We start from the raw sequence: 19,456 nt of genomic DNA, 5'->3' as shown, positions 1-19,456 counted from the left end.
GGGCTACCCGGTCGCGTCGCTTCGCCGCTCCTGGAGCGCCCGGATCTCCTTCTCGAAATCCTCGGTCGACCGGAAGGACTTGTAGACCGAGGCGAACCGGAGGTAGGCGACCTCGTTGAGGTTGCGAAGGGGCTCCAGGATCGCCAGGCCGATGTCGTCGGCGGCGACCTGCGAGCCGTGGGAGGCACGCAGTGACTGCTCGACGTCGTGGGCCAGGATCTTCAGGTCGTCCCCGGAGACCTCGAGGCCCTGGCAGGCGCGACCGACTCCCCTGATCACCTTGTCGCGGCGGAACTCCTCGGTGACGCCACTTCGTTTGGTGACCAGCAGCACGGAACGTTCCAGGGTGGTGAACCGGGTCTTGCAGGAGAGGCATTCGCGGCGGCGGCGGATAGCGGAGCCTGATTCCACCGTGCGGGAGTCCACGACCCGGGAGTCCTCGGAACGGCAGGCTGGACAGAGCACGGTGTTCTCCCTTGCGGAGGTCGTCAGGACGGTAGGTGTTCCCACATGCTACCCCCGCCCCCGGGCGGAACCACCGTCGGCCGACGGGGCCGGTCAGTAGACCGGGATGACCACGTCCCGGTTGCTCACCCGGGAGTCCCCGTGGTCGCCGTCGCCACCCAGCTCGCTGACGTCGTTGAGCGAGGCGATCCTCGCCACCGCATCGCCGACGCTGGCCCCGTGCACGTGCTGCTCGGCGATCTCCGCCAGACTCTGGCCCTCGCTCACCGTGACGGTGGTCGTCCCAGTCGGGGTCACGGTGTCCTCCTGCGGGCCGGTGACCGCCGGCGAGACGGCGAGGAAAGCCACCAGTGTGGCCAGCGACAACACGGTCATGCCCGGGGAACCCACGACCATCGACGCACGACGCCGCATTCTTGCGTACCGGGAGGTCGGCTCGAACGGACGTTCAGCAATTCTGCCCTGACGGAGGTACCGCTGCCGTTGCACGACCGAGGGGGTCCGGACCGATCCTTCCCCCCAGGTGTTCGAGAAACCATCCATCTCCGACCCGGACCACTCCGGACGCCGATAGACGGGACGGCGGAGACCGGACCGACGACTTTCAACCGACATCGTGCTCATGACAACCCTCTTTCCGTGGAAGCAGACCGGATTCCCGGCTTCAGACAAGGACCATGACAGCACCGCGGACGGACATCGACTGATTCCGACGGCACATTCTTCGTCCGTGTGTTCGAAGTTCTGTATCTGCACCCGAAGGTAGCACGGGTGTTCGATGATGTCCACAGCCTTCCCGAATTTTTCGAACACCCTGACCAACGATGTCCGTTCGGTCATGTAAGGTCGGGGACACGACCGGTACAACGAGTCCAGGAGTGGGTCAGATGTCAGAGAAGCAGAAGTCCTCCGTGGGAACCACGGCAGGCAAGCGAAAGCGGGCGAAGGTCACCGAGGCAGGTGCCGCGCTCGACGCAAAGGGGAGGGAGAAGCTTTCCGACCGTCAACGGCGCATCATGGACGTGATCAAGGACGCGACCCGGTTCCGCGGATACCCGCCGAGCATCCGCGAGATCTGCGACGCGGTCGGGTTGAACTCGACCTCGTCGGTGTCCTACCACCTGCGCGAGCTCGAGCGTAAGGGGTACCTGCGCCGCGAGGACAACAAGCCGCGCGCGGTCGACATCAGGGACTTCGAGGACGAGGTCGACAACCGTCCGGGGCCGAAGCCCGCCAACGCCGGCGGTCCTGCGGGGATGCCGGAACCGTCCTTCGTCCCCGTCGTCGGCCAGATCGCCGCCGGTTCGCCCATCCTGGCCGAGGAGCACGTCGAGGCCCACTTCCCTCTCCCCCAGGAACTCGTCGGCGGCGGGGAGCTGTTCCTGCTCCAGGTTGTCGGTGAGTCCATGCGCGACGCGGGCATCTTCAACGGCGACTGGGTCGCCGTGCGCTCCCAGAAGGTCGCCGAACTCGGTGACTTCGTCGCCGCGATGATCGACGGGGAGGCGACGGTCAAGGAGTTCCAGAAGGACGACGCCGGCGTCTGGCTGCTCCCCCACAACGACCTGTTCGAACCCATCCCGGGTGACAACGCCGACATCCTCGGTCGTGTGGTCGCGGTGCTGCGAAAGATCTAGGCACCCCGCAAACCCCACGTAGATAGGCGAAACCCCCGGACAGTCTCCGTCAGAGGCCTCCGGGGGTTTCGCGTGGGTACAGGGTGCGCTAGAGCCCCAGCACGGCTGCGGCGGCGGCCTTGGCCTCCTCGGCACCGTCGGCGTCCAGCGCGGCGGCGGCCATCTCGCGGCACACCGCGAAGTCCACCTCGCCCAGCTGTGCACCCACCGCGGCGAGTGCGGGCGGTGCCGCGGACAGCGAGGTCACACCGAGACCGGCGAGCACGCAGCCCAGCACCGGGTCCGCGGCAGCCTCACCACAGACCCCCACGGCCGTCTTGGTCACCGCACCAGCGCGGCAGGTGGTGTGGACCAGGCGCAGCACCGCGGGCTGCCACGGGTCGGTCAGGTGTGCCAGCGACGCCGACATGCGGTCCGCCGCCATCGTGTACTGGGTCAGGTCGTTGGTGCCGATGGACACGAAGTCCAGGTAGGGCATCATCTTGTCCGCCATCAGCGCAGCCGCCGGAACCTCGATCATCGCGCCTGCCACGAGGCCACGCTCGTGGCACAGCTCGGCGAACCACTTCGCCTCGTAGACGGTGGCGACCATCGGCGCCATCACCCAGGTCTGGGCCGCGGAGTCCTCACGGCCGGACAGCTTCAGCGCCAACGCGATGCCGTCGAGCTGACGCTCGAGGAGCTTCTGGTTCGTCCGCGCGATCCGCAGACCGCGCACGCCGAGGGCGGGGTTCTCCTCGGTCTCCGCCATCACGTAGGGCACCGGCTTGTCCGAGCCGGCGTCGAGCGTCCGGATCACGACCTTGCCCTCCGGGAACGCGGAGAGGACCTCGGCGTAGCGCCGCGCCTGCTCCTCCACGGACGGCTCGGTGGTCTCGCTGAGGAAGCCGAGCTCGGTACGGAACAACCCGATCCCCTCGGCCACGGACTCCGCGGCCTGGCGGGCGGCCGCGCCGTCCTGAACGTTGGCCAGCAGCTGCACCCGGTGGCCGTCGGCGGTCTGTGCCGGGCCGTGCCAGCCACGGACCTTCGAGGCCAGCTCGGCGGCGGCGGTGACCCGTTTCTCCACCTCCGCCGGGTCCACGCCGGTCTCCACGGTCCCCGCCGCACCGTCCACCAGTACCTCGGTGCCGGCACTCACGCCGCGCAGGTTACTCCCCACCGCGACGATGCACGGCAGGTCGAGCTGGCGGGCGATGATCGCGGTGTGGCTCGTCGCACCACCCTTCTCGGTGACCACGGCGATGATCAGCTCAGGGTCCAGCGTGGCGGTGTCGGCCGGGGCGAGGTCGTCGGCGAACAGGATGTGGGGGGTGTCGACGTCCGGAATGCCGGGTTCGGGCTCCCCCCGCAGCTCGGCGATGACACGGTCGCGCACGTCCATCAGGTCGGTCACACGCTCGGCCATCACACCGCCGGCCTTCAGGAACATCTCCACGAAGTCGTCGGTGGCCTGACGGACCGCGTACAGGTTCGTCTGACCTCCGTTGACGGACTTCTTGACCTTCTTCGCCCAGGCACGGTCCTTGGCGATCGCCACCGTCGCCTCGAGCACCTGGCGGGCATTGCCCTCCACGGTCTGCGCGCGGGAGGTCAGGCGCTCCGAGACGGTGTCCACCGCGTCGACGAAGGCCTGGTACTCCGCCTCACGGTCGGCGTCCCCGACCGTCTTGTCCGGGCCGGGCAGCTCCGGACGGTCGGTGACCCACGTGACCGGTGCGAAGACGGTTCCGGGAACTACGGACTTGCCCTTCAGGACGACGGGCTCGCCGTCCGAGGGGGCTGCCGGGGGATTCGTGTCTGCCATAGTGTCTGGTCTCCCACAAATTTTCAGATCGCACGACCTGGTGGACGTCGATGCAACTACCAAGGTCATCTACCGAGGTCTTTTACCGAGGGTCCGACCCCGCGGGGTCGAGGTACGAACGTGATGGACAGGTTCGCCGACCACGATACCCTCTTTCACCCACCCCCCGGGGTCACCCGCCGGGCCATACCCACCCCCGAATCGGCGTTCATCCCTGCGCCACCCCATACAATGCACATCATGAACTCTGAGGAACGTCGCCGCCAGATCGCGTCACTGACCGCGGTCAACGGGCGTGTCACCGTCGTGGAGCTCGCAGAGCGGTTCGCGGTCACCCCTGAAACCATCCGCCGTGACCTCACGGTACTCGACAACGACGGTGCACTGCACCGCGTCCACGGCGGCGCCGTTCCCACCAACACCTTCCAGACCCGTGAGACCCCCATCGAGCTGCGCAGCACCACCTCGACCGAGGCCAAGATCAGGATCGGACGCGCCGCGGCCGACCTCCTGCCGCGCACCGGCACGGTGTTCCTCGACGCCGGCACCACCACCGCGATGCTGGCGCACGCCATCGCCGAGGCAGGACGCCCCGACGACAACCCCTACCGGGGGTTGACGGTGCTCACCAACTTCCTCCCCCTCGCCGTCCGCCTGTCGGCGGCGGGCCTGTCGGACGTCCAGCTCATCGGTGGTCACATCCGCCCCATCACCCAGGCTGTGGTCGGTGACATCGCGTTGCGCACCATCGGTGTCCACCACGCCGACCTCGCCTTCATCGGCACCAACGCCCTGTCCATGGACCACGGCCTGTCGACCGCGGACGCCGAGGAGGCCGCCGTGAAGCGCGCGATGATCGCCAACTCCGACCGGGTCGTCGCGATGTGCGACTCCACGAAGTTCGGCCGCGACTACCTCGTCAGTTTCGCCAACGTGCCGGAGATCGACGTGCTGGTGACCGACGACGCCGCGCCGCGCCAGTATCTAGAGGCCTTCTCCTCCGAGGACGTCAACGTCGTCACGGCATAAGAGGCGGGACGGTCGTGACGGCGCGATCCGGCACAGTTCGGCTACGCTGTCAGGGAGGGCACCACACGCCGGGCACTGCCGGCGGTCAGCGCCCGACCATCATGATCGACGACCTGATAAGGACATTCACAACCATGGCCTCCACTACCGTCACCGTCGGCTCCACCGTGGGCCTGCACGCACGTCCCGCCACCATCATCGCGGAGGCGGCTGCCAACTACGACGACGAGATCCTGCTCTCCCTGCCCGGGGAGGACGACGAGGAACCGTCGGACGCATCCTCCTCGCTGATGATCATGGCCCTGGGTGCCGAGCACGGTGACGAGGTGACCGTCTCGTCCGACAACGCCGAGGCCGTGGAGGCGATCGCCGCGCTGATCACCAAGAACCTCGACGAAGAGTAGGAACAGCGTCGACGGGGGCACCCGTCACCGCAGTCGAGTCCGGCCCCGACACCTGCACGGCAGGTGTCGGGGCCGGTTCTGTCTGGCGCGGCCTCTAGTTGTGGGAGAGGTAGTCCCGCACGGCGGGTTCGCGTCCCTCCCCGACGTTCTCGAACAGCCACCGCAGCAGCGGGTAGCCCACGATGATGCCCACCGAGCCCCAGGCGATGCCCTCGAGCTCGAGCGAGCCGATCTGCAGGGTGAGGTTGCCGATGCCGGCGATCAGGGCCACGGCCGCGGCGGACAGGTTCACCGGGTTGGTCAGGTTGACGTTGTTGTCCTGCCAGATGCGGATACCCAGCAGGCCGATCATGCCGTAGAGCACCATCGTGGCCCCGCCGAGCACGCCGGAGGGGATGGTGTTGATCACGGCACCGAACTTCGGGACGAAGGCCAGCACCATCGCGGTGACCGCGGCCACCCAGTAGGCGGCGGTGGAGTACACCTTCGTCGCTGCCATCACCCCGATGTTCTCGGCGTAGGTCGTGGTGCCGGACCCGCCGAAGCCGCCGGCCAGGGTGGTCGCCAGACCGTCACCGATCAGTGCGGGCCCGGCCTGGTCGTCCAGGTTGCGCTTGGTCATCCCTGCCACGGCCTTGACGTGTCCGACGTTCTCGGCGATGAGCACCACCACGACGGGCAGGGTCAGCAGGACCGCACTGACGTGGAACTCGGGGGTGTGGAAGTCCGGCAGACCGAACCACGCGGCGTCGGAGATGACCTCGCCGGCGTCGTCGGAGATGTTGCCGGTGACCACGGCGAACACCCAGCCGACGACGACACCGATGAGGATCGCCAGCCGGCCGACCATACCGCGTCCGGCGACGGTGATCACCAGGACGGCGAACAGGGTCACCGCGGCGACAAGGGGCTGCTCCTGGAAGTTCGCCGTCGCCGCCGGGGCCAGGTTCAGGCCGATCAGCGCGACGATCGCACCGGTGACCGCTGGGGGCATGACCGCGTCCAGCACGCGCCGTCCGGCGGCCTTGACCAGGACACCGACCAGGATCAGCACGATTCCGGCGACCATCACCCCGCCGAGCTGGGCGGCGAAGCCCTCCGCCTGGGTGGCGGTCAGCGGGGCGATGAAGGCGAAGGAGCTGCCCAGGTAGGACGGCACCCGGTTGCGGGTGATCAGCAGGAACAGGATCGTGCCGATACCGGAGAACAGCAGGGTGGTGTTCACCGGGAAGCCGGTGAGTGCGGGCACCAGCAGCGTGGCGCCGAACATGGCGATCACGTGCTGCATACCGATGCCCACGGTCCGTGGCCACGTCAGCCGCTCCTCGGGGGCGACGACCGCCCCGGGGCGGATCGTGCGGCCGTCCCCGTGGAGCGTCCACCCGAACAGCTTCCCCCGTTCAGGTTCCCCGCCGGGCGCTGACTTCTTCTCCTGCATCTCGTCCATTCGGACGAGCTTATTCTGTCGCCCTGTCGTCCGCGATACGCAGGTCCGCCAGTTCCGCGGCGATCACCCCGGGAAGGCGGACCTCCACGCGGGTGCCGAGCTCGGTGTACTCCTGGTTGAGCACCGTGCCGTACTCGTGCAGGCGGGAGACGACCTCCCCCCGGTCGAAGGGGACCTGCAGGACCACGTGCTCGTCCCGGGAATTCAGGAACAGTTCCAGCCGGCTCTCCAGGGCGGCGATCCCCTTCCCGGTGTGCGCGGAGACGAAGAGCACGTCGTCCAACCGGCTGCGCAGCTCTGCGAGCACCAGCGGGTCGGCCTGGTCGACCTTGTTGATCACCAGGATCTCCGGGGGCGCGGACTCGCCGGTGTCCTCGGCGATCTCGCCGATGACCTTGTTCACCGCGGCGATCTGCTCCATCGGGAAGGGGTCGGAGCCGTCGACGACGTGCAGCACGACGTCGGCGGCCATGACCTCCTCCAGGGTCGAGCGGAACGCCTCGACGAGCTGGGTGGGCAGGAAGCGGATGAACCCGACGGTGTCGGAGAACATCACCGCACGCCCGTCGGCCAGCTCGGCCCGCCGGGTCGTGGGGTCCAGGGTGGCGAACAGGGCGTCCTCCACGAGCACCCCCGCTCCGGTCAGCGCGTTGAGCAGCGAGGACTTGCCGGCGTTGGTGTACCCGGCGATAGCGACCTGGGCCATCGCCGAGGCGTCGCGGCGGCCACGCTGCACGTCGCGGGACTTCTTCATGCCCTGGATCTCGCGGCGCAGGCGCGCCATCTCGCTGCGCAGACGACGACGGTCCGCCTCGATCTTCGTCTCACCGGGGCCACGCAGACCCACACCGCCGTTGGAGCCCGCCCGGCCACCGGCCTGGCGCGACAGTGCGCCACCCCAGCCACGGACGCGGGTGATCAGGTACTCCAGCTGCGCCAGGGCGACCTGGGCCTTGCCCTCCTTGGACTTGGCGTGCTGGGCGAAGATGTCGAGGATGAGCATCGTCCGGTCGATGACCTTGACGTCGAGCGCCTTCTCCAGGGCGATCATCTGCCCGGGGCTGAGCTCGCCGTCGGCGACGACGGTGTCGGCGTTGGTCTCCACCACGATCTGGCGCAGCTCCTCGACCTTGCCGGAGCCGACGTAGGTGCCGGCGTCCGGCTTGTCGCGGCGCTGGTAGAGCATGTCGGTGATTTCCGAGCCCGCGGTCTCCGCCAGGGCGGCGAGCTCGGCGAGACGGGCCTCGATCTGGGCGGTGTTGCCCTCGGTCCACACCCCGACGAGCACCACGCGCTCCAGGCGCAGCTTGCGGTACTCGACGTCGTAGCCGTCGTCCTGCTCGGTGGAGTGGACGTTGGTGCCGCGGGTCAGGCGCCGCAGGCTGGAGCGTTGCTCGAGATCGAGCTCGCCGACGGACGTCTCAGCCGGTTCCGGCGTCTCAGGATTCTGTTGGTTGCTTGTCATTGCCCACCATCTTTCCACGATTCGGGGCCACGGAGTAGAGTCGCACCCATGATTCCGGAACTGAGAAGCGTGGGGTTGGAGTTCAGCCGCTGGCAGGACGCCCTGGAGGCGGCGTACGGGACGGGGGCTCTCCGGGTCACCGGGGAGGTCCGCGACGGCCAGGTCCTGCAGTACGACGACCCCAGCGGTGCCCGCCTGGTGATCCTCGCCGTGCCGCCCTACGGTTCCTTCGCCAGCTTCAGCGGGGGTGCGGAGACCTCCGCGCACCTCAGCATGGTCGACGACATCGTCGGTGTGCTCGACATCGTCGCCGACTCCCCCATGCTGCAGGTCCGCGCCGAGGGCGCCCCGGTGACGGCCTCGCTCACCGCGACCGTCGCCCAGGGCCCGCTGCTGTCCGAGGAGGGGACGCTGACCTATCAGCCGGTGCAGATCACCGCGCTCGCCGCGGACCTCGCGGTCTACCGCACGCGGGACGAGGCCGCACGCGCGGGCGTCCTGCGCGTCGGTTCGGTGGAGTCCACGGGCCTGTCGGACCTGAACTCCGGTGCGGTCGCCCCGCACGCCGGCGCGTCCATCGCCGTGGAGGTCGCCGCCGCGGAGCGTCGTACCGCCGCGCTGACCGGCCAGTCCTTCTGGGTGTGCACGGTGAACGCCCCCTTCGCGTTCACGGTCGTGGTGCCCGCGGGGGAGGAGGACGATCTGCCGGTCGGCACGATCCTCTCCGGCAACGTCCAGTTCACGACCACCGCCGTGGACCCGGCGTCCTGCTCCTCTGGCGGATGCGGCTGCGGGTCAGGAGGCTGCGGAGGATCCTGTGGCTAGAAGCATCTCCAAGGCGCTCGCCGGGGTGGTGGTCGTGGGAGCCCTGTCGTGGCTGCTGATCAGCACACTCGGCCGCTTGGGCGTGCTCATCACCGTGATCCTGGTGGTGGTCGCCGCCGTCGCCGTGGTCCGTCAGGACTCCGAGCGCGAGATCGCCGCGCTGAAACGCTCGATCGACCTCTCCGCCACCGACATCGCCACGATCCTGGACGACTGGGACGAGTTCCGGTTCTCCAACGACCCCGCACGGGTCCGCGACCGGCAGCTGCACCGCCCCGAACTGTGCGCGGCACGGTCCGAGGTCTCCAGCGTGGCACGGTTCCACGCCGCGGCCGCGTCGTGCGAACGTTTCCTGCGCCACCTGCCGGAGCAGACGACGTCACTGTCCACCGTGGCAACCCTGACCGAGCTGCTGCACGAGACCGACCAGCGCGCGCTCAGCCTGCAACGGCTGTGGGAGCGCGCCCGTCAGGACTCGGTGCATTCCCGGTACTGACGGGGTTACCCCGGATAACCCTAGCCGCGCTCCACGGTGACCGAGGTGGTGAACACCAGCCGCGAGGGCCCGCGCAGCACCGCGGGCACCTGGTTGCCCTCTGCGTCCTGCCCCACCGTCACCGCGACCTCCCCGCCGGGGATGACCACGCGCACCGTCCGTGACCACGCACCGTCCTCACCCGACCGATCTGCAGCGTCCACAGCAGCCACGGCGGCCACAGCGGCGGCCACCGTCCCGGTGCCGCAGGACAGCGTCTCCCCCACACCCCGTTCGTGCACGCGCATGTGCACCGTGTCGTCCTGCAACGCGGTGACCAGCTCCAGGTTCACCCCGTCGGGGAAGACACCCTCGTCGTAGCCGGGTGCCTGGTCGACCGGCAGCGCGGCCAGCGCGGCCGGCGTCAGCCCGGGCACCACGCACGCCAGGTGCGGGTTGCCCATGTCCACGCCGACACCCTCGTAGGACGCCCCGGCGAGCGTGGCGCTGGAACGCCCGGTCACCCGCGGCACCCCCATGTCCACGCTGACCTCGGCGTCGGTGTCGTCCACCGAATGGATTCGCACGTCGCGGCGTCCGGCCCGCGTGCCGACCGGCACGGTGCCGTCGGCCGAGCGGTCGTCCTCGCCGACCAGCGACAACGCGCTCAGGGCGTGGGCGAACACCCGCACACCGTTGCCGCACATCTCCGCCACCGAACCGTCGGCGTTGCGGTAGTCCATGAACCAGTCGCCGTCGCGCACCCCCTCGGGACGCTGCTCCAACACCCCGGCGGCCAGCAGCGCACCGGTGGTGGCGATGCGGATCACCCCGTCCGCCCCGATGCCGCGGTGACGGTCGGCGAGCGACTGCACGAGCTCCTCGCTGAGGTCCACCGTCGCCTCCGGGTCCGGGACCAGGATGAAGTCATTGCCGGTGCCGTGACCCTTGATTAACTCGATCTGCCTGCGCTCAACCATGCCGCAGAGTCTAGTCGCCGTAGCACTCGGCCACGATCTACCGCATGAACTACCGCACGATCTCGTGCACGACCTGGCGGGTGACGTCCGGGTCGGCAGCGTCGAACCAGCGGATACGCGGGTCCCGCTTGAACCAGGCCCGCTGCCGCCGGGCGTAACGGCGCGTCCCGCTCACCGTGCGCTCCACGGCCTCGTCCAACGTGAGTTCGCCGGCGAGGTGGTCGAGCACCTGCGCGTAGCCGATCGCCTTACCCGCGGTGGAGTCACGCACCAGGCCCTGCGCCACCAGGCCACGGACCTCGTCGACGAGCCCGAGGTCGAACATCTGGTGGACGCGCGTCTCCAGACGGGGGTTCAGCCAGTCCGCCTGCGCGGCCAGACCGATGATCACCGTGTCCCAGCGCGTCGGCCGGTCACTCGGCGGCAGGGACGCGGCGAAGGGGCGCCCGGTGAGTTCGATGACCTCCAGGGCCCGCACGGTACGCCGGGAGTCCCGTGCCTCGATCGTGTCCGCGGCCTGCGGGTCCTTCTCCGCGAGCTGACCGTGCAACGACTCAACCCCCACCCGGTCGAGTTCACGCTCCCACCGGGCACGCACCGCCGCATCGGTGGGCGGGAGCTCCCACTCGTCCAGGAGTGCCTGCAGGTACATCATCGACCCACCGACGATCACCGGGACCCGTCCCCGGGCGGCCACGTCCTCGACGTCGGCGATGGCGGCGTCGCGGTAGCGCGCGACCGAGGCGGTCTCGGTGACGTCCAGGACGTCGAACTGGTGGTGCGGGATCCCCCGTCGTTGCTCCGACGGCAGCTTCGCCGTGCCGATGTCCATGCCGCGGTAGAGCTGCATGGAGTCGATGTTGACGACCTCCCCGTCGACGGCCTCCGCCAGCGCCAACGCCGTCTCCGACTTCCCCGACCCGGTGGGCCCCACGATCGCCACCGGGCGGGGGCGTGGTTGTGCTGCACTCATGTCGGAGCAGTCTACGGCGGGTCTGCCATAATGTCAGGTAGCCCACTCCACCGACCGAAGGACCCCCGATGAACGTCCCCAAGCCCGGACCCAAGCCAGGTGCCCGGCCCGGTGCCACGCCCGGACCCAAGCCAGGTGCCCGGCCCGGCGCCGCCTCTGCCGGCACCACCGTCGCCCCGTCCACGAAGGACGCCGCGGCGCACGGACGCATCGACGACGACGGGGTCGTGTGGCTGACGGTGGACGGCGCGGAGCGCCGTATCGGCGAGTGGAAGGCCGGCAGCGTCGAGGAGGGACTTGCCCACTACGCCCGCCGCTTCGCCGACCTCGCCACCGAGGTGGAGGTCCTCGCCGCGCGTCTGGGCACCCACCCGGAGGAGTTCGCCCGCGTGCGTACCGACGCGACCCGCCTGCAGGACGGCCTGGCCGACGCCGGTGTCCTGGGGGACCTCGCGCGGCTGGACCGTCGACTCACCGAGATCGTCACCACCGCCGGCCAGGTGGAGGAACGCCTGGCCGAGCGTCGCGGGGAACTCGTCGCCGAGGCCGAGCGCATCGCCGCCGACGGCGAGGACTGGAAGGCCGACGGCGACCGGCTGCGCGCCATCGGCGACCAGTGGAACGCCGCCGGCGGTGACAGGGCCGCCGACAAGGCCCTGGCCAGCCGGCTGCGCGCGGCCCGCGGGACGTTCAAGGAACGCCGCGACGGCCACTTCGCCGACCTCGACCGCCAGCGCGACAGCGTCCGGCGTCGCAAGGAGGACCTGGTCAAACGCGCCGAGGCACTGCAGAACTCCACGGACTGGAACGAGACCGCCCGGGCCTACCGCGACCTGATGGCCGAATGGAAGGCCGCCGGACGTGCCCGCCGCGCCGACGACGACCGGCTGTGGGCCCGGTTCCGCGGCGCGCAGGACGTCTTCTTCGGCGCCCGCGACGAGGACAACCGCCGCAAGGACGAGCAGTTCGCCGGCAACGCCGAAACCAAGCAGGCCCTCCTCGACGAGTACGACGGCCGCATCGACCCGCAGGTTGACCTCGACCGGGCCCGCGAAGTGCTGCGCGAGCTGCAGGAGAAGTGGGACGAGGTCGGCTACGTGCCGCGCGACCGGGTCAAGGAGTTCGACGAGAAGCTCGGTGCCCTGGAGTCCCGCGTCAGTGACTTCGCCGAGCGTCAGTGGCGCCAGACCGACCCCGAGGCCGAGGCACGCGTGGCCCAGTTCCAGGCCCGGGTCGACCAGCTCACCGCGGACGCCGAGGCCGCCGAGAAGGCCGGACGCCACAAGAAGGCCGAGGACCTGCGCGGCCAGGCCGAGCAGTGGCGCTCGTGGGCGGCGACCGCGGCAGAGGCCGCCGCCGACTCCGGACAGGACTAGGCACAGCTCCTGCCCGGTTCCCGTGGGACGGGTCTCCCCCACGCACGCAGCAACCCCGGAGGTCGGTCACACCGACCTCCGGGGTTGCTCGCTGGTTGGGGCTAGTCTTCGGTGTCCCCGGTGTCCTTGGCCACGTCGTGGCGTTGACGCCTGGCGCGGACCTTGTCGCGTCGGTCGTCGACGACCTCGGCCTCCTGCTGGGGCTCCAGGCCGGTGCGCAGCACGAGCTGGGCCGCCCGCGACTCCTCGTCACGCCCGGCCTCCTCACGGCGGCGGGCGGCGATGGCCTTCTGCACCGCACCACGGCGCAGCAACCGGCTCGACAGGGTGATGAAGATGAGCACCATCGCGATGAACCCGAGGATCAGACCGATCCCGGGGCCGTCGCCCGGCTCTGTCGGCGGACGGGACTGCCGCATCCCGATCGCCAGGACACCGTAGACCCAGCCGATACCGGTCAGCGTCCAGTTCACCCAGGTGACCAGCGCGGAGCGGGAGATCACCGTACCCAGGGTCAGCAGCACACCACCGACGAGCGCGAGCCAGGCGTAGACCCGCTCCGGCAGCGTGGTGACGAACGTCTGCGCCAGGTCGGAGAACAGCAGCACGTCGTAACCGTGGACCTCCCCGGAGTGCGGGAGGAAGAGCGAGACGAGGACGACCACCGCCCCGAACACCAGCACCGGCAGCGACGACCCCAGCACGATGGTTCCGGACGCGCGACGCTCCGCCACGGCGAGATCTCCGCCGGCGCTGCGCTCCAGCTCCTCGACGTGCTTGTTGAGGGCCTCCACGCGGCGCTTGTTCAGCGCCTCGCGGCTCTCCGGCTCCTGGGCCCTCTTCACTCCGTCAGTCTTCCTACTCACAACCGCAGCCTCCGTCCTGAACTCCCGATGTCGCCGGAGCGGCGGGTGCCGACGGCCTTCCGATCCCCGGCAGGCCGAGGCCGACGCCGGCTCCCGCCTGCCCGACCGGGCCCGTGGTGGGCACGGAACCGGCCTCCGCCATGTCCCCCGCCTTCGTCCGACGGTGCGAGTGCACACCGGAGTCGGCGATGAGGAAGTGCGGTGCCGAGGAGGTCACGGTGACCTCCACGACGTCCCCGGGACGCACGGCCTCGTCGCCCGGGGCGAAGTGGACGAGCCGCCCGTCGCGGGAGCGTCCGGACATGCGCTGCGTGCGGGCGTTCTTGCGTCCCCCACCGTCCTGCACGAGCAATTCGACGCGCCGGCCGACCTGGGCGGCGTTGTCCTCGCCGCTGATGCGCTCCTGGAGCCGTTCGAGACGCTCGTAGCGGTCCTGCACCACCGACTTGGGGATCTGGTCGGACAGGGACGCCGCCGGCGTCCCCGGGCGCGGGGAGTACTGGAAGGTGTAGGCGCTGGTGAAGCGGGACTCCTCGACGACCCGCAGGGTCTCCTGGAAGTCCTCCTCGGTCTCACCGGGGAAACCGACGATGAGGTCGGTGGTGATCGCCGCGTCCGGCATGCGCTCACGGACCTTGTCGAGGATGCCGAGGAACTTCTTCGAGCGGTAGGACCGGCGCATGGCCTTGAGGATCCGGTCGGAGCCCGACTGCAGCGGCATGTGCAGCTGCGGGCAGACCACCGGGGTCTCGACCATCGCGTCGATGACGTCGTCGGTGAACTCCGCCGGGTGGGGGCTGGTGAAGCGCAGACGCTCGAGGCCCTCGATCTCACCGCAGGCGCGCAGCAGCTTCGAGAAGGCGCTGCGGTCACGTTCGACGGAGGGGTCGGAGAAGTTCACCCCGTAGGCGTTGACGTTCTGCCCGAGCAGCGTGACCTCGGTGACACCCTGGGCGACCAGGGCCTCGACCTCCGCCAGGACGTCGCCCGGGCGACGGTCCTGCTCCGCACCGCGCAGCGAGGGCACGATGCAGAACGTGCAGGTGTTGTTGCAGCCCACCGACACACTCACCCAGCCGGCGTAGGTCGACTCACGCTTGGCCGGCAGCACGGAGGGGAACTGTTCCAGCGAGTCGACGATCTCCACCTCGGCGCGCCGGTTGTGCTCGCTGCGCGACAGCAGGGTGGGCAGCGACCCCATGTTGTGCGTACCGAAGACCACGTCCACCCACGGGGCCTTGTCGACGACGGTCTGCTTGTCCTTCTGCGCCATGCAGCCGCCGACCGCGATCTGCATGCCCGGATGGCCGTCCTTGACCTCCTTGAGCTGGCCGAGCGTGCCGTAGAGCCGGTTGTCGGCGTTCTCCCGGACCGCGCAGGTGTTGAACACCACGACGTCCGGCGTCGAGCCACCACGCACCGGCACGTAGCCGGAGTCCTCGAGCAGTCCGGAGAGTCGCTCCGAGTCGTGGACGTTCATCTGGCAACCGAAGGTGCGGACCTCGTACGTTCGGTTGTTCCGGTTGTCAGGCCGGGTCATTTCTGCAGTACTACGGGATTCAACCACGGTCCCCGAGTGTAGTGCAGCACCCCCGCCAGGCCCTAAGAACACCCGCGTCAACGGCCCGGGAACTGCACATTCGCCGGTATTAACGGAATCGTAACGTGATACAAGCCTCAGCGGGTTCCCCGTCATGGCGCAACTAACACTAGACTTCTCGCATGACAGTTCAAGAGAATGCATCGAGCATGATCACCCTCACCGGGGTGAACAAGTATTTCGGAGACTTCCAGGCCCTGAAGGACATCAACCTGGACATCCCCTCAGGCCAGGTCGTGGTGGTGCTGGGGCCGTCCGGTTCCGGCAAGTCGACCCTGTGCCGGACGATCAACCGGTTGGAGACCATCGACACCGGGGAGATCCGGATCGACGGCGAACTCCTCCCCGAGGAGGGTAAGGACCTGGCCCGGCTGCGTTCCGAGGTCGGCATGGTCTTCCAGTCCTTCAACCTGTTCAGCCACATGACGATCCGCGACAACGTCACCCTGGCACCGGTGAAGGTGCGAAAGACCTCCAAGTCAGACGCATCGAAGGCCGCCGACCGCCTCCTGGACCGCGTCGGCATCGCCGTGCAGGCCGACAAGTACCCCGCCCAGCTCTCCGGCGGGCAGCAGCAGCGCGTGGCCATCGCCCGCGCCCTGGCGATGGAGCCGAAGGTCATGCTCTTCGATGAGCCGACCTCCGCCCTGGACCCCGAGATGATCAACGAGGTCCTCGACGTGATGGCCGGCCTCGCCGCCGAGGGCATGACCATGGTCGTGGTCACCCACGAGATGGGCTTCGCCCGCCGCGCCGCCGACCGGATCCTGTTCATGGCCGACGGCGCCATCGTCGAGGACACCGACCCGGAGACCTTCTTCACCAATCCCGAGTCCGACCGGGCCAAGGACTTCCTGGCGAAGATCGTCGGGCACTAGGGAGGGGAGGAAGATGAAAACCGAGAACAGAAAACCCCGGTCGGTCGCCCCGCGGCGGGCCGGCCTGCTGCGACGGGTCACCGCCGCGGTCCTCGTCGTCGCCGGTGCCGCCACCATGACCTCCTGCGGGAGCTCCGAGCCGCGTTCCCTGCTTGACGACATCGAGAACGGCAGCGTGACCCTGGGCACCAAGTTCGACCAGCCCGGACTCGGCGAGCGCACGCCGGACAAGGAGTTCGTCGGCATGGACGTCGACGTCTCCCGCTACGTCGTCGAGTTCATCGCCGACAAGAACGGGTGGGACGTCCCCGAGATGGAGTGGCGCGAGACGCCGTCCTCCCAGCGCGAGACCCTGATCAACAACGGCGAGGTCAACATGATCGCCGCCACCTACTCCATCAACGCCGGACGCCTCGCCGCCGTCGACTTCGCCGGCCCCTACATGGTCACCCACCAGGGCCTGCTGATCGAGGCCGAGACCGGCATCACCGGACTGGAGGACGTCAAGGACGGCATGCGGCTGTGCTCGGTCTCCGGCTCCACCCCCGCGCAGAAGGTCAAGGAGGCCCTGCCCGGTGTGCAGCTCCAGGAGTTCGACACCTACGCCGCCTGCGCCGAGGGTGTGAAGCAGGGCGTGGTGGACGCCCTGACGACCGACGCGACGATCCTCGCCGGCTTCGCCCAGCGCTACAAGGAGCGCTACGACGACGACTTCCGCGTGATCCAGCTGCAGAACCCGGACGGCTCCTTCTGGACCGACGAGCACTACGGCATCGGCCTGCCCAAGGGCGACGGCGCCGACCGCGAGGCGGTCAACGAGGCCCTGGAGGAGATGTACGACTCCGGCGCCTTCGACCAGATCGTCAAGGACAACCTGGGCGAGGACTTCGAGATCGGGTCGAAGCCCGACATCGGCGACCTCTCGTTCACCGAAGACTAGAACCACACCTGAAAGGAAGGGAGGTACCGACATGAATCCCGATCTCTGGGCCGAGATGGGCCCACAACTGTTGTCCGTCTTCTGGATGACGATCAAACTCGCGTTCTGGTCTGCCATCGGTGCGTTGATCCTGGGAACGATCCTCACCGCGATGAGGGTCTGCCCGGTCGGCATCCTGCGTACGGTCGCCACGGTCTACATCAACACCGTGCGAAACACCCCGCTCACACTGATCGCACTGATCATGTCGCTGGGGCTCTACTACCAGCTGAACCTGCTGCTGGCCTCGAACTCCAGCCCCAACTTCATCGAACAACAGAACTTCCGCCTGGCGGTCCTGGCGTTCATCCTCTACACCTCGACCTTCGTGGCCGAGTCGCTGCGTTCCGGCATCAACACCGTGCCCTTCGGCCAGGCCGAGGCGGCGCGCTCCCTGGGGCTGAGCTTCACCCAGAACTTCCGGCACGTCGTGCTGCCCCAGGCCTTCCGCGGGGCCATCGTCCCGCTGGGCAACACGTTGATCGCCCTGATCAAGAACACGACCATCGCGTCGGTCATCGGCGTGGGTGAAGCCTCACTGCTGATGAAGACCATGACGGAGAACTACGCCAGTGACCTGTTCATCATCGCCGGCATCATTGCCGCCGGCTTCATCGTCCTCACCCTCCCGACCGGCCTGTTCTTCGGCTGGGCCGGCAAGCGTTGGGCGGTGAAGCGCTGATGTCCACACGTGCAACAGTCCTCTACGACGCCCCCGGCCCCAAGGCGGTCCGGTTCAACCGGGTGCTCACGGTCGTCACCGTGGTCCTCCTGCTGCTGATCCTGGCCTTCGTGCTGGTGAAGCTCAATGACGGCGGACAGCTCGACAAGGCCAAGTGGGAGATCTTCTTCTACGGCAACACCTGGACGACCTACATCCTGCCGGGTCTGTTCTGGACCTTCGCCTCGGCGATCCTCTCGATCGTCCTGTCCCTGGTCTTCGGCGCGGTGTTCGGTATCGCCCGACTGTCCACGATCGCCCCGGTGCGCTGGTTCGCCGGTGTGGTGGTCGAGTTCTTCCGCTCGATCCCGGTGCTCGTGCTGATGATCTTCACCTACGCCTTCTTCGGCCACTACGCCGTCTTCCCGTCGACCTACCTGGGCTTCGCGGCCGTCGTGACTTCGCTGACCCTGTACAACGGGTCGGTGATCGCCGAGATCCTGCGTTCCGGCATCGAGTCGCTGCCCAAGGGCCAGTCCGAGGCGGCCTCCGCGCTGGGCCTGTCTTGGGGTCAGATGATGCGCAAGATCCTGCTCCCCCAGGCGGTGGCGGCCATGCTGCCGGCGATCGTCTCGCAGATGGTCATCGCACTGAAGGACTCCGCGCTTGGTTACGGCGTGAACTTCGTCGAGGTCGTGCGTTCCGGCCGTCAGCTCGGTGAGTTCTACGGCGCGATGCTCCCGGCACTGCTCGTGGTGGCGGCGATCATGATCATCATCAACTTCGGGCTCTCGAAGTTGGCCGAGCGCATGGAGCAGCAGCTGCGTGCCGGTCGCGCCCGCCGCAACATCGCGGCCAAGGTCCCCCACCAGAAGGACCAGGGGCTCGAGACCAAGGACTCGGTGAATGTCGACTGGCATGCCGAAGGTCACAAGGACCTGAGGTCGACCACCGACTAGCGGTCCTCTCCCCCGAGTTCCTCGATCCTCAGGTCGAGGGCACGGCGGGCCCGGGTGAGGCTCCTGCCCTCCGGGAATCCCCGCCTGGCGGCCACCCCGACGATTCGTCGCAGGTGTCGCTCGTAGTCCCGACGGTCGGCGGGCACCGTGGTCACGGTGCCCGCCTTCTTCGTCACCAGGTTGTCGAGGATGGCCTCCTGGTCGGCTTCGTCGACCTGTGACAGCGCTTCCTCGATGAGGTGGCCTGCCACGCCTTTCGTCACGAGTTCGCGGCGCAGCACGCTGACGGACTTGCGCTGGTTGTGCTGACGCTGGCGTACCCACTCGTTGGCGAAGCGGGCGTCGTCGACCATGCCGTTGGCGATGCACCGCTCGACGACGAGCTCCACCAGGTCGGGGTCGACGGTCTCCCCGTCCGCGCCCGAGGTCTCGGCGAGGCGTCCCCTGAGTTCGGAGACCGAGCGGTCACGGTGGCTGATCAGCCGGGTGGCCTTCGACTTCAGCGGTGCGAGACGCTCCTCGAGACTCTCGTCGATGATCTCCTCACCGGTCTCGCCACGCTGCACCGCGGCGATGGCAGCCTGCAGCTGCTCGATCCGGTCGGACGCGCTGGAGTCGGACGCAGACACC

20 protein-coding genes are annotated in these 19,456 nt (G+C 68.7%); 10 read left to right on the top strand and 10 right to left on the bottom strand.

What is annotated here, in order from left to right:
* Positions 1 to 3 precede the first annotated feature (3 nt).
* Positions 4 to 465: a transcriptional regulator NrdR gene (nrdR, locus tag ACT3UN_RS01205; RefSeq protein ID WP_301442366.1), complete on the bottom strand. Its 462-nt coding sequence runs from the start codon at positions 463 to 465 to the stop codon at positions 4 to 6.
* 93 nt (positions 466 to 558) lie between these two features.
* On the bottom strand, positions 559 to 840 hold the full coding sequence (locus ACT3UN_RS01200) for a hypothetical protein (protein ID WP_301442365.1): 282 nt from the start codon (positions 838 to 840) through the stop codon (positions 559 to 561).
* A gap of 512 nt (positions 841 to 1,352) precedes the next feature.
* Here ACT3UN_RS01200 and lexA point away from each other — a divergent pair.
* Positions 1,353 to 2,102 (top strand): transcriptional repressor LexA, encoded by a 750-nt coding sequence (lexA, locus tag ACT3UN_RS01195; RefSeq protein WP_301442364.1) that lies wholly within the window; start codon positions 1,353 to 1,355, stop codon positions 2,100 to 2,102.
* A gap of 88 nt (positions 2,103 to 2,190) precedes the next feature.
* Here lexA and ptsP read toward each other — a convergent pair whose 3' ends face one another.
* Positions 2,191 to 3,909: a phosphoenolpyruvate--protein phosphotransferase gene (ptsP, locus tag ACT3UN_RS01190; RefSeq protein ID WP_301442363.1), complete on the bottom strand. Its 1,719-nt coding sequence runs from the start codon at positions 3,907 to 3,909 to the stop codon at positions 2,191 to 2,193.
* Between the two features lie 240 nt (positions 3,910 to 4,149).
* On the opposite strand from ptsP, the gene ACT3UN_RS01185 reads away from it, so the two are divergent.
* Both ACT3UN_RS01185 and ACT3UN_RS01180 read left to right on the top strand, forming a co-directional pair.
* Entirely contained in the window at positions 4,150 to 4,938 is a 789-nt protein-coding gene (locus ACT3UN_RS01185) for a DeoR/GlpR family DNA-binding transcription regulator (RefSeq protein WP_441579561.1), read from the top strand.
* 134 nt (positions 4,939 to 5,072) lie between these two features.
* A complete protein-coding gene (locus ACT3UN_RS01180; protein WP_441579562.1) occupies positions 5,073 to 5,342 on the top strand; it encodes an HPr family phosphocarrier protein in 270 nt (89 codons plus the stop codon).
* A gap of 94 nt (positions 5,343 to 5,436) precedes the next feature.
* Here ACT3UN_RS01180 and ACT3UN_RS01175 read toward each other — a convergent pair whose 3' ends face one another.
* Both ACT3UN_RS01175 and hflX read right to left on the bottom strand, forming a co-directional pair.
* Positions 5,437 to 6,780 carry a uracil-xanthine permease family protein gene (locus ACT3UN_RS01175; RefSeq protein WP_301443578.1) on the bottom strand — a complete coding sequence of 448 codons (1,344 nt, stop codon included), beginning with the start codon at positions 6,778 to 6,780 and terminating at the stop codon, positions 5,437 to 5,439.
* Between the two features lie 19 nt (positions 6,781 to 6,799).
* Positions 6,800 to 8,254: a GTPase HflX gene (gene hflX / locus ACT3UN_RS01170; RefSeq protein WP_444655823.1), complete on the bottom strand. Its 1,455-nt coding sequence runs from the start codon at positions 8,252 to 8,254 to the stop codon at positions 6,800 to 6,802.
* Positions 8,255 to 8,302: 48 nt separating this feature from the next.
* On the opposite strand from hflX, the gene ACT3UN_RS01165 reads away from it, so the two are divergent.
* Entirely contained in the window at positions 8,303 to 9,079 is a 777-nt protein-coding gene (locus ACT3UN_RS01165) for a hypothetical protein (protein ID WP_301443574.1), read from the top strand.
* Complete coding sequence (locus tag ACT3UN_RS01160; protein ID WP_301443575.1) at positions 9,072 to 9,575, top strand: hypothetical protein; 504 nt, start codon at positions 9,072 to 9,074, stop codon at positions 9,573 to 9,575. The genes ACT3UN_RS01165 and ACT3UN_RS01160 overlap by 8 nt, the downstream gene beginning before the upstream one ends.
* A 20-nt stretch (positions 9,576 to 9,595) precedes the next feature.
* Here the strand turns inward: ACT3UN_RS01160 and dapF are convergent, their stop codons facing one another.
* Both dapF and miaA read right to left on the bottom strand, forming a co-directional pair.
* A complete protein-coding gene (gene dapF, locus ACT3UN_RS01155; protein ID WP_444655849.1) occupies positions 9,596 to 10,516 on the bottom strand; it encodes a diaminopimelate epimerase in 921 nt (306 codons plus the stop codon).
* Positions 10,517 to 10,583: 67 nt separating this feature from the next.
* Positions 10,584 to 11,507, bottom strand: coding sequence for a tRNA (adenosine(37)-N6)-dimethylallyltransferase MiaA (gene miaA / locus ACT3UN_RS01150; protein ID WP_444655821.1), 924 nt, complete (start codon positions 11,505 to 11,507; stop codon positions 10,584 to 10,586).
* 68 nt (positions 11,508 to 11,575) lie between these two features.
* On the opposite strand from miaA, the gene ACT3UN_RS01145 reads away from it, so the two are divergent.
* The gene (locus tag ACT3UN_RS01145; protein WP_441582080.1) at positions 11,576 to 12,883 is read left to right on the top strand and encodes a DUF349 domain-containing protein; all 1,308 of its coding nucleotides are present in this window, start codon (positions 11,576 to 11,578) and stop codon (positions 12,881 to 12,883) included.
* Between the two features lie 101 nt (positions 12,884 to 12,984).
* On the opposite strand, the gene ACT3UN_RS01140 is transcribed toward ACT3UN_RS01145, so the two are convergent.
* Positions 12,985 to 13,749, bottom strand: coding sequence for an Rv2732c family membrane protein (locus tag ACT3UN_RS01140; protein ID WP_441582081.1), 765 nt, complete (start codon positions 13,747 to 13,749; stop codon positions 12,985 to 12,987).
* A complete protein-coding gene (gene miaB / locus ACT3UN_RS01135; RefSeq protein WP_301443263.1) occupies positions 13,742 to 15,289 on the bottom strand; it encodes a tRNA (N6-isopentenyl adenosine(37)-C2)-methylthiotransferase MiaB in 1,548 nt (515 codons plus the stop codon). Before miaB ends, ACT3UN_RS01140 begins: the two co-directional genes overlap by 8 nt.
* A 209-nt stretch (positions 15,290 to 15,498) precedes the next feature.
* Between miaB and gluA the strand changes: the two genes are divergently transcribed.
* The 4 genes from gluA to ACT3UN_RS01115 are packed head-to-tail and all read left to right on the top strand — an operon-like array spanning position 15,499 to position 18,826.
* Positions 15,499 to 16,227: a glutamate ABC transporter ATP-binding protein GluA gene (gene gluA / locus ACT3UN_RS01130; protein ID WP_301443268.1), complete on the top strand. Its 729-nt coding sequence runs from the start codon at positions 15,499 to 15,501 to the stop codon at positions 16,225 to 16,227.
* 13 nt (positions 16,228 to 16,240) lie between these two features.
* Positions 16,241 to 17,167 carry a glutamate ABC transporter substrate-binding protein gene (locus ACT3UN_RS01125; RefSeq protein ID WP_441588167.1) on the top strand — a complete coding sequence of 309 codons (927 nt, stop codon included), beginning with the start codon at positions 16,241 to 16,243 and terminating at the stop codon, positions 17,165 to 17,167.
* Between the two features lie 31 nt (positions 17,168 to 17,198).
* Positions 17,199 to 17,888, top strand: a complete 690-nt coding sequence (locus ACT3UN_RS01120; RefSeq protein WP_301443265.1) for an amino acid ABC transporter permease — start codon at positions 17,199 to 17,201, stop codon at positions 17,886 to 17,888.
* Positions 17,888 to 18,826 carry an amino acid ABC transporter permease gene (locus ACT3UN_RS01115; RefSeq protein WP_301443266.1) on the top strand — a complete coding sequence of 313 codons (939 nt, stop codon included), beginning with the start codon at positions 17,888 to 17,890 and terminating at the stop codon, positions 18,824 to 18,826. The genes ACT3UN_RS01120 and ACT3UN_RS01115 overlap by 1 nt, the downstream gene beginning before the upstream one ends.
* On the opposite strand, the gene ACT3UN_RS01110 is transcribed toward ACT3UN_RS01115, so the two are convergent.
* A complete protein-coding gene (locus ACT3UN_RS01110; RefSeq protein WP_444655819.1) occupies positions 18,823 to 19,455 on the bottom strand; it encodes a regulatory protein RecX in 633 nt (210 codons plus the stop codon). The genes ACT3UN_RS01115 and ACT3UN_RS01110 overlap by 4 nt on opposite strands.
* Position 19,456 lies beyond the last annotated feature (1 nt).

The organism is Corynebacterium sp. AOP12-C2-36, from assembly GCF_052379185.1.
Lineage (GTDB): Bacteria > Actinomycetota > Actinomycetes > Mycobacteriales > Mycobacteriaceae > Corynebacterium.
This window is presented reverse-complemented; position numbering and strand designations above follow the sequence as displayed.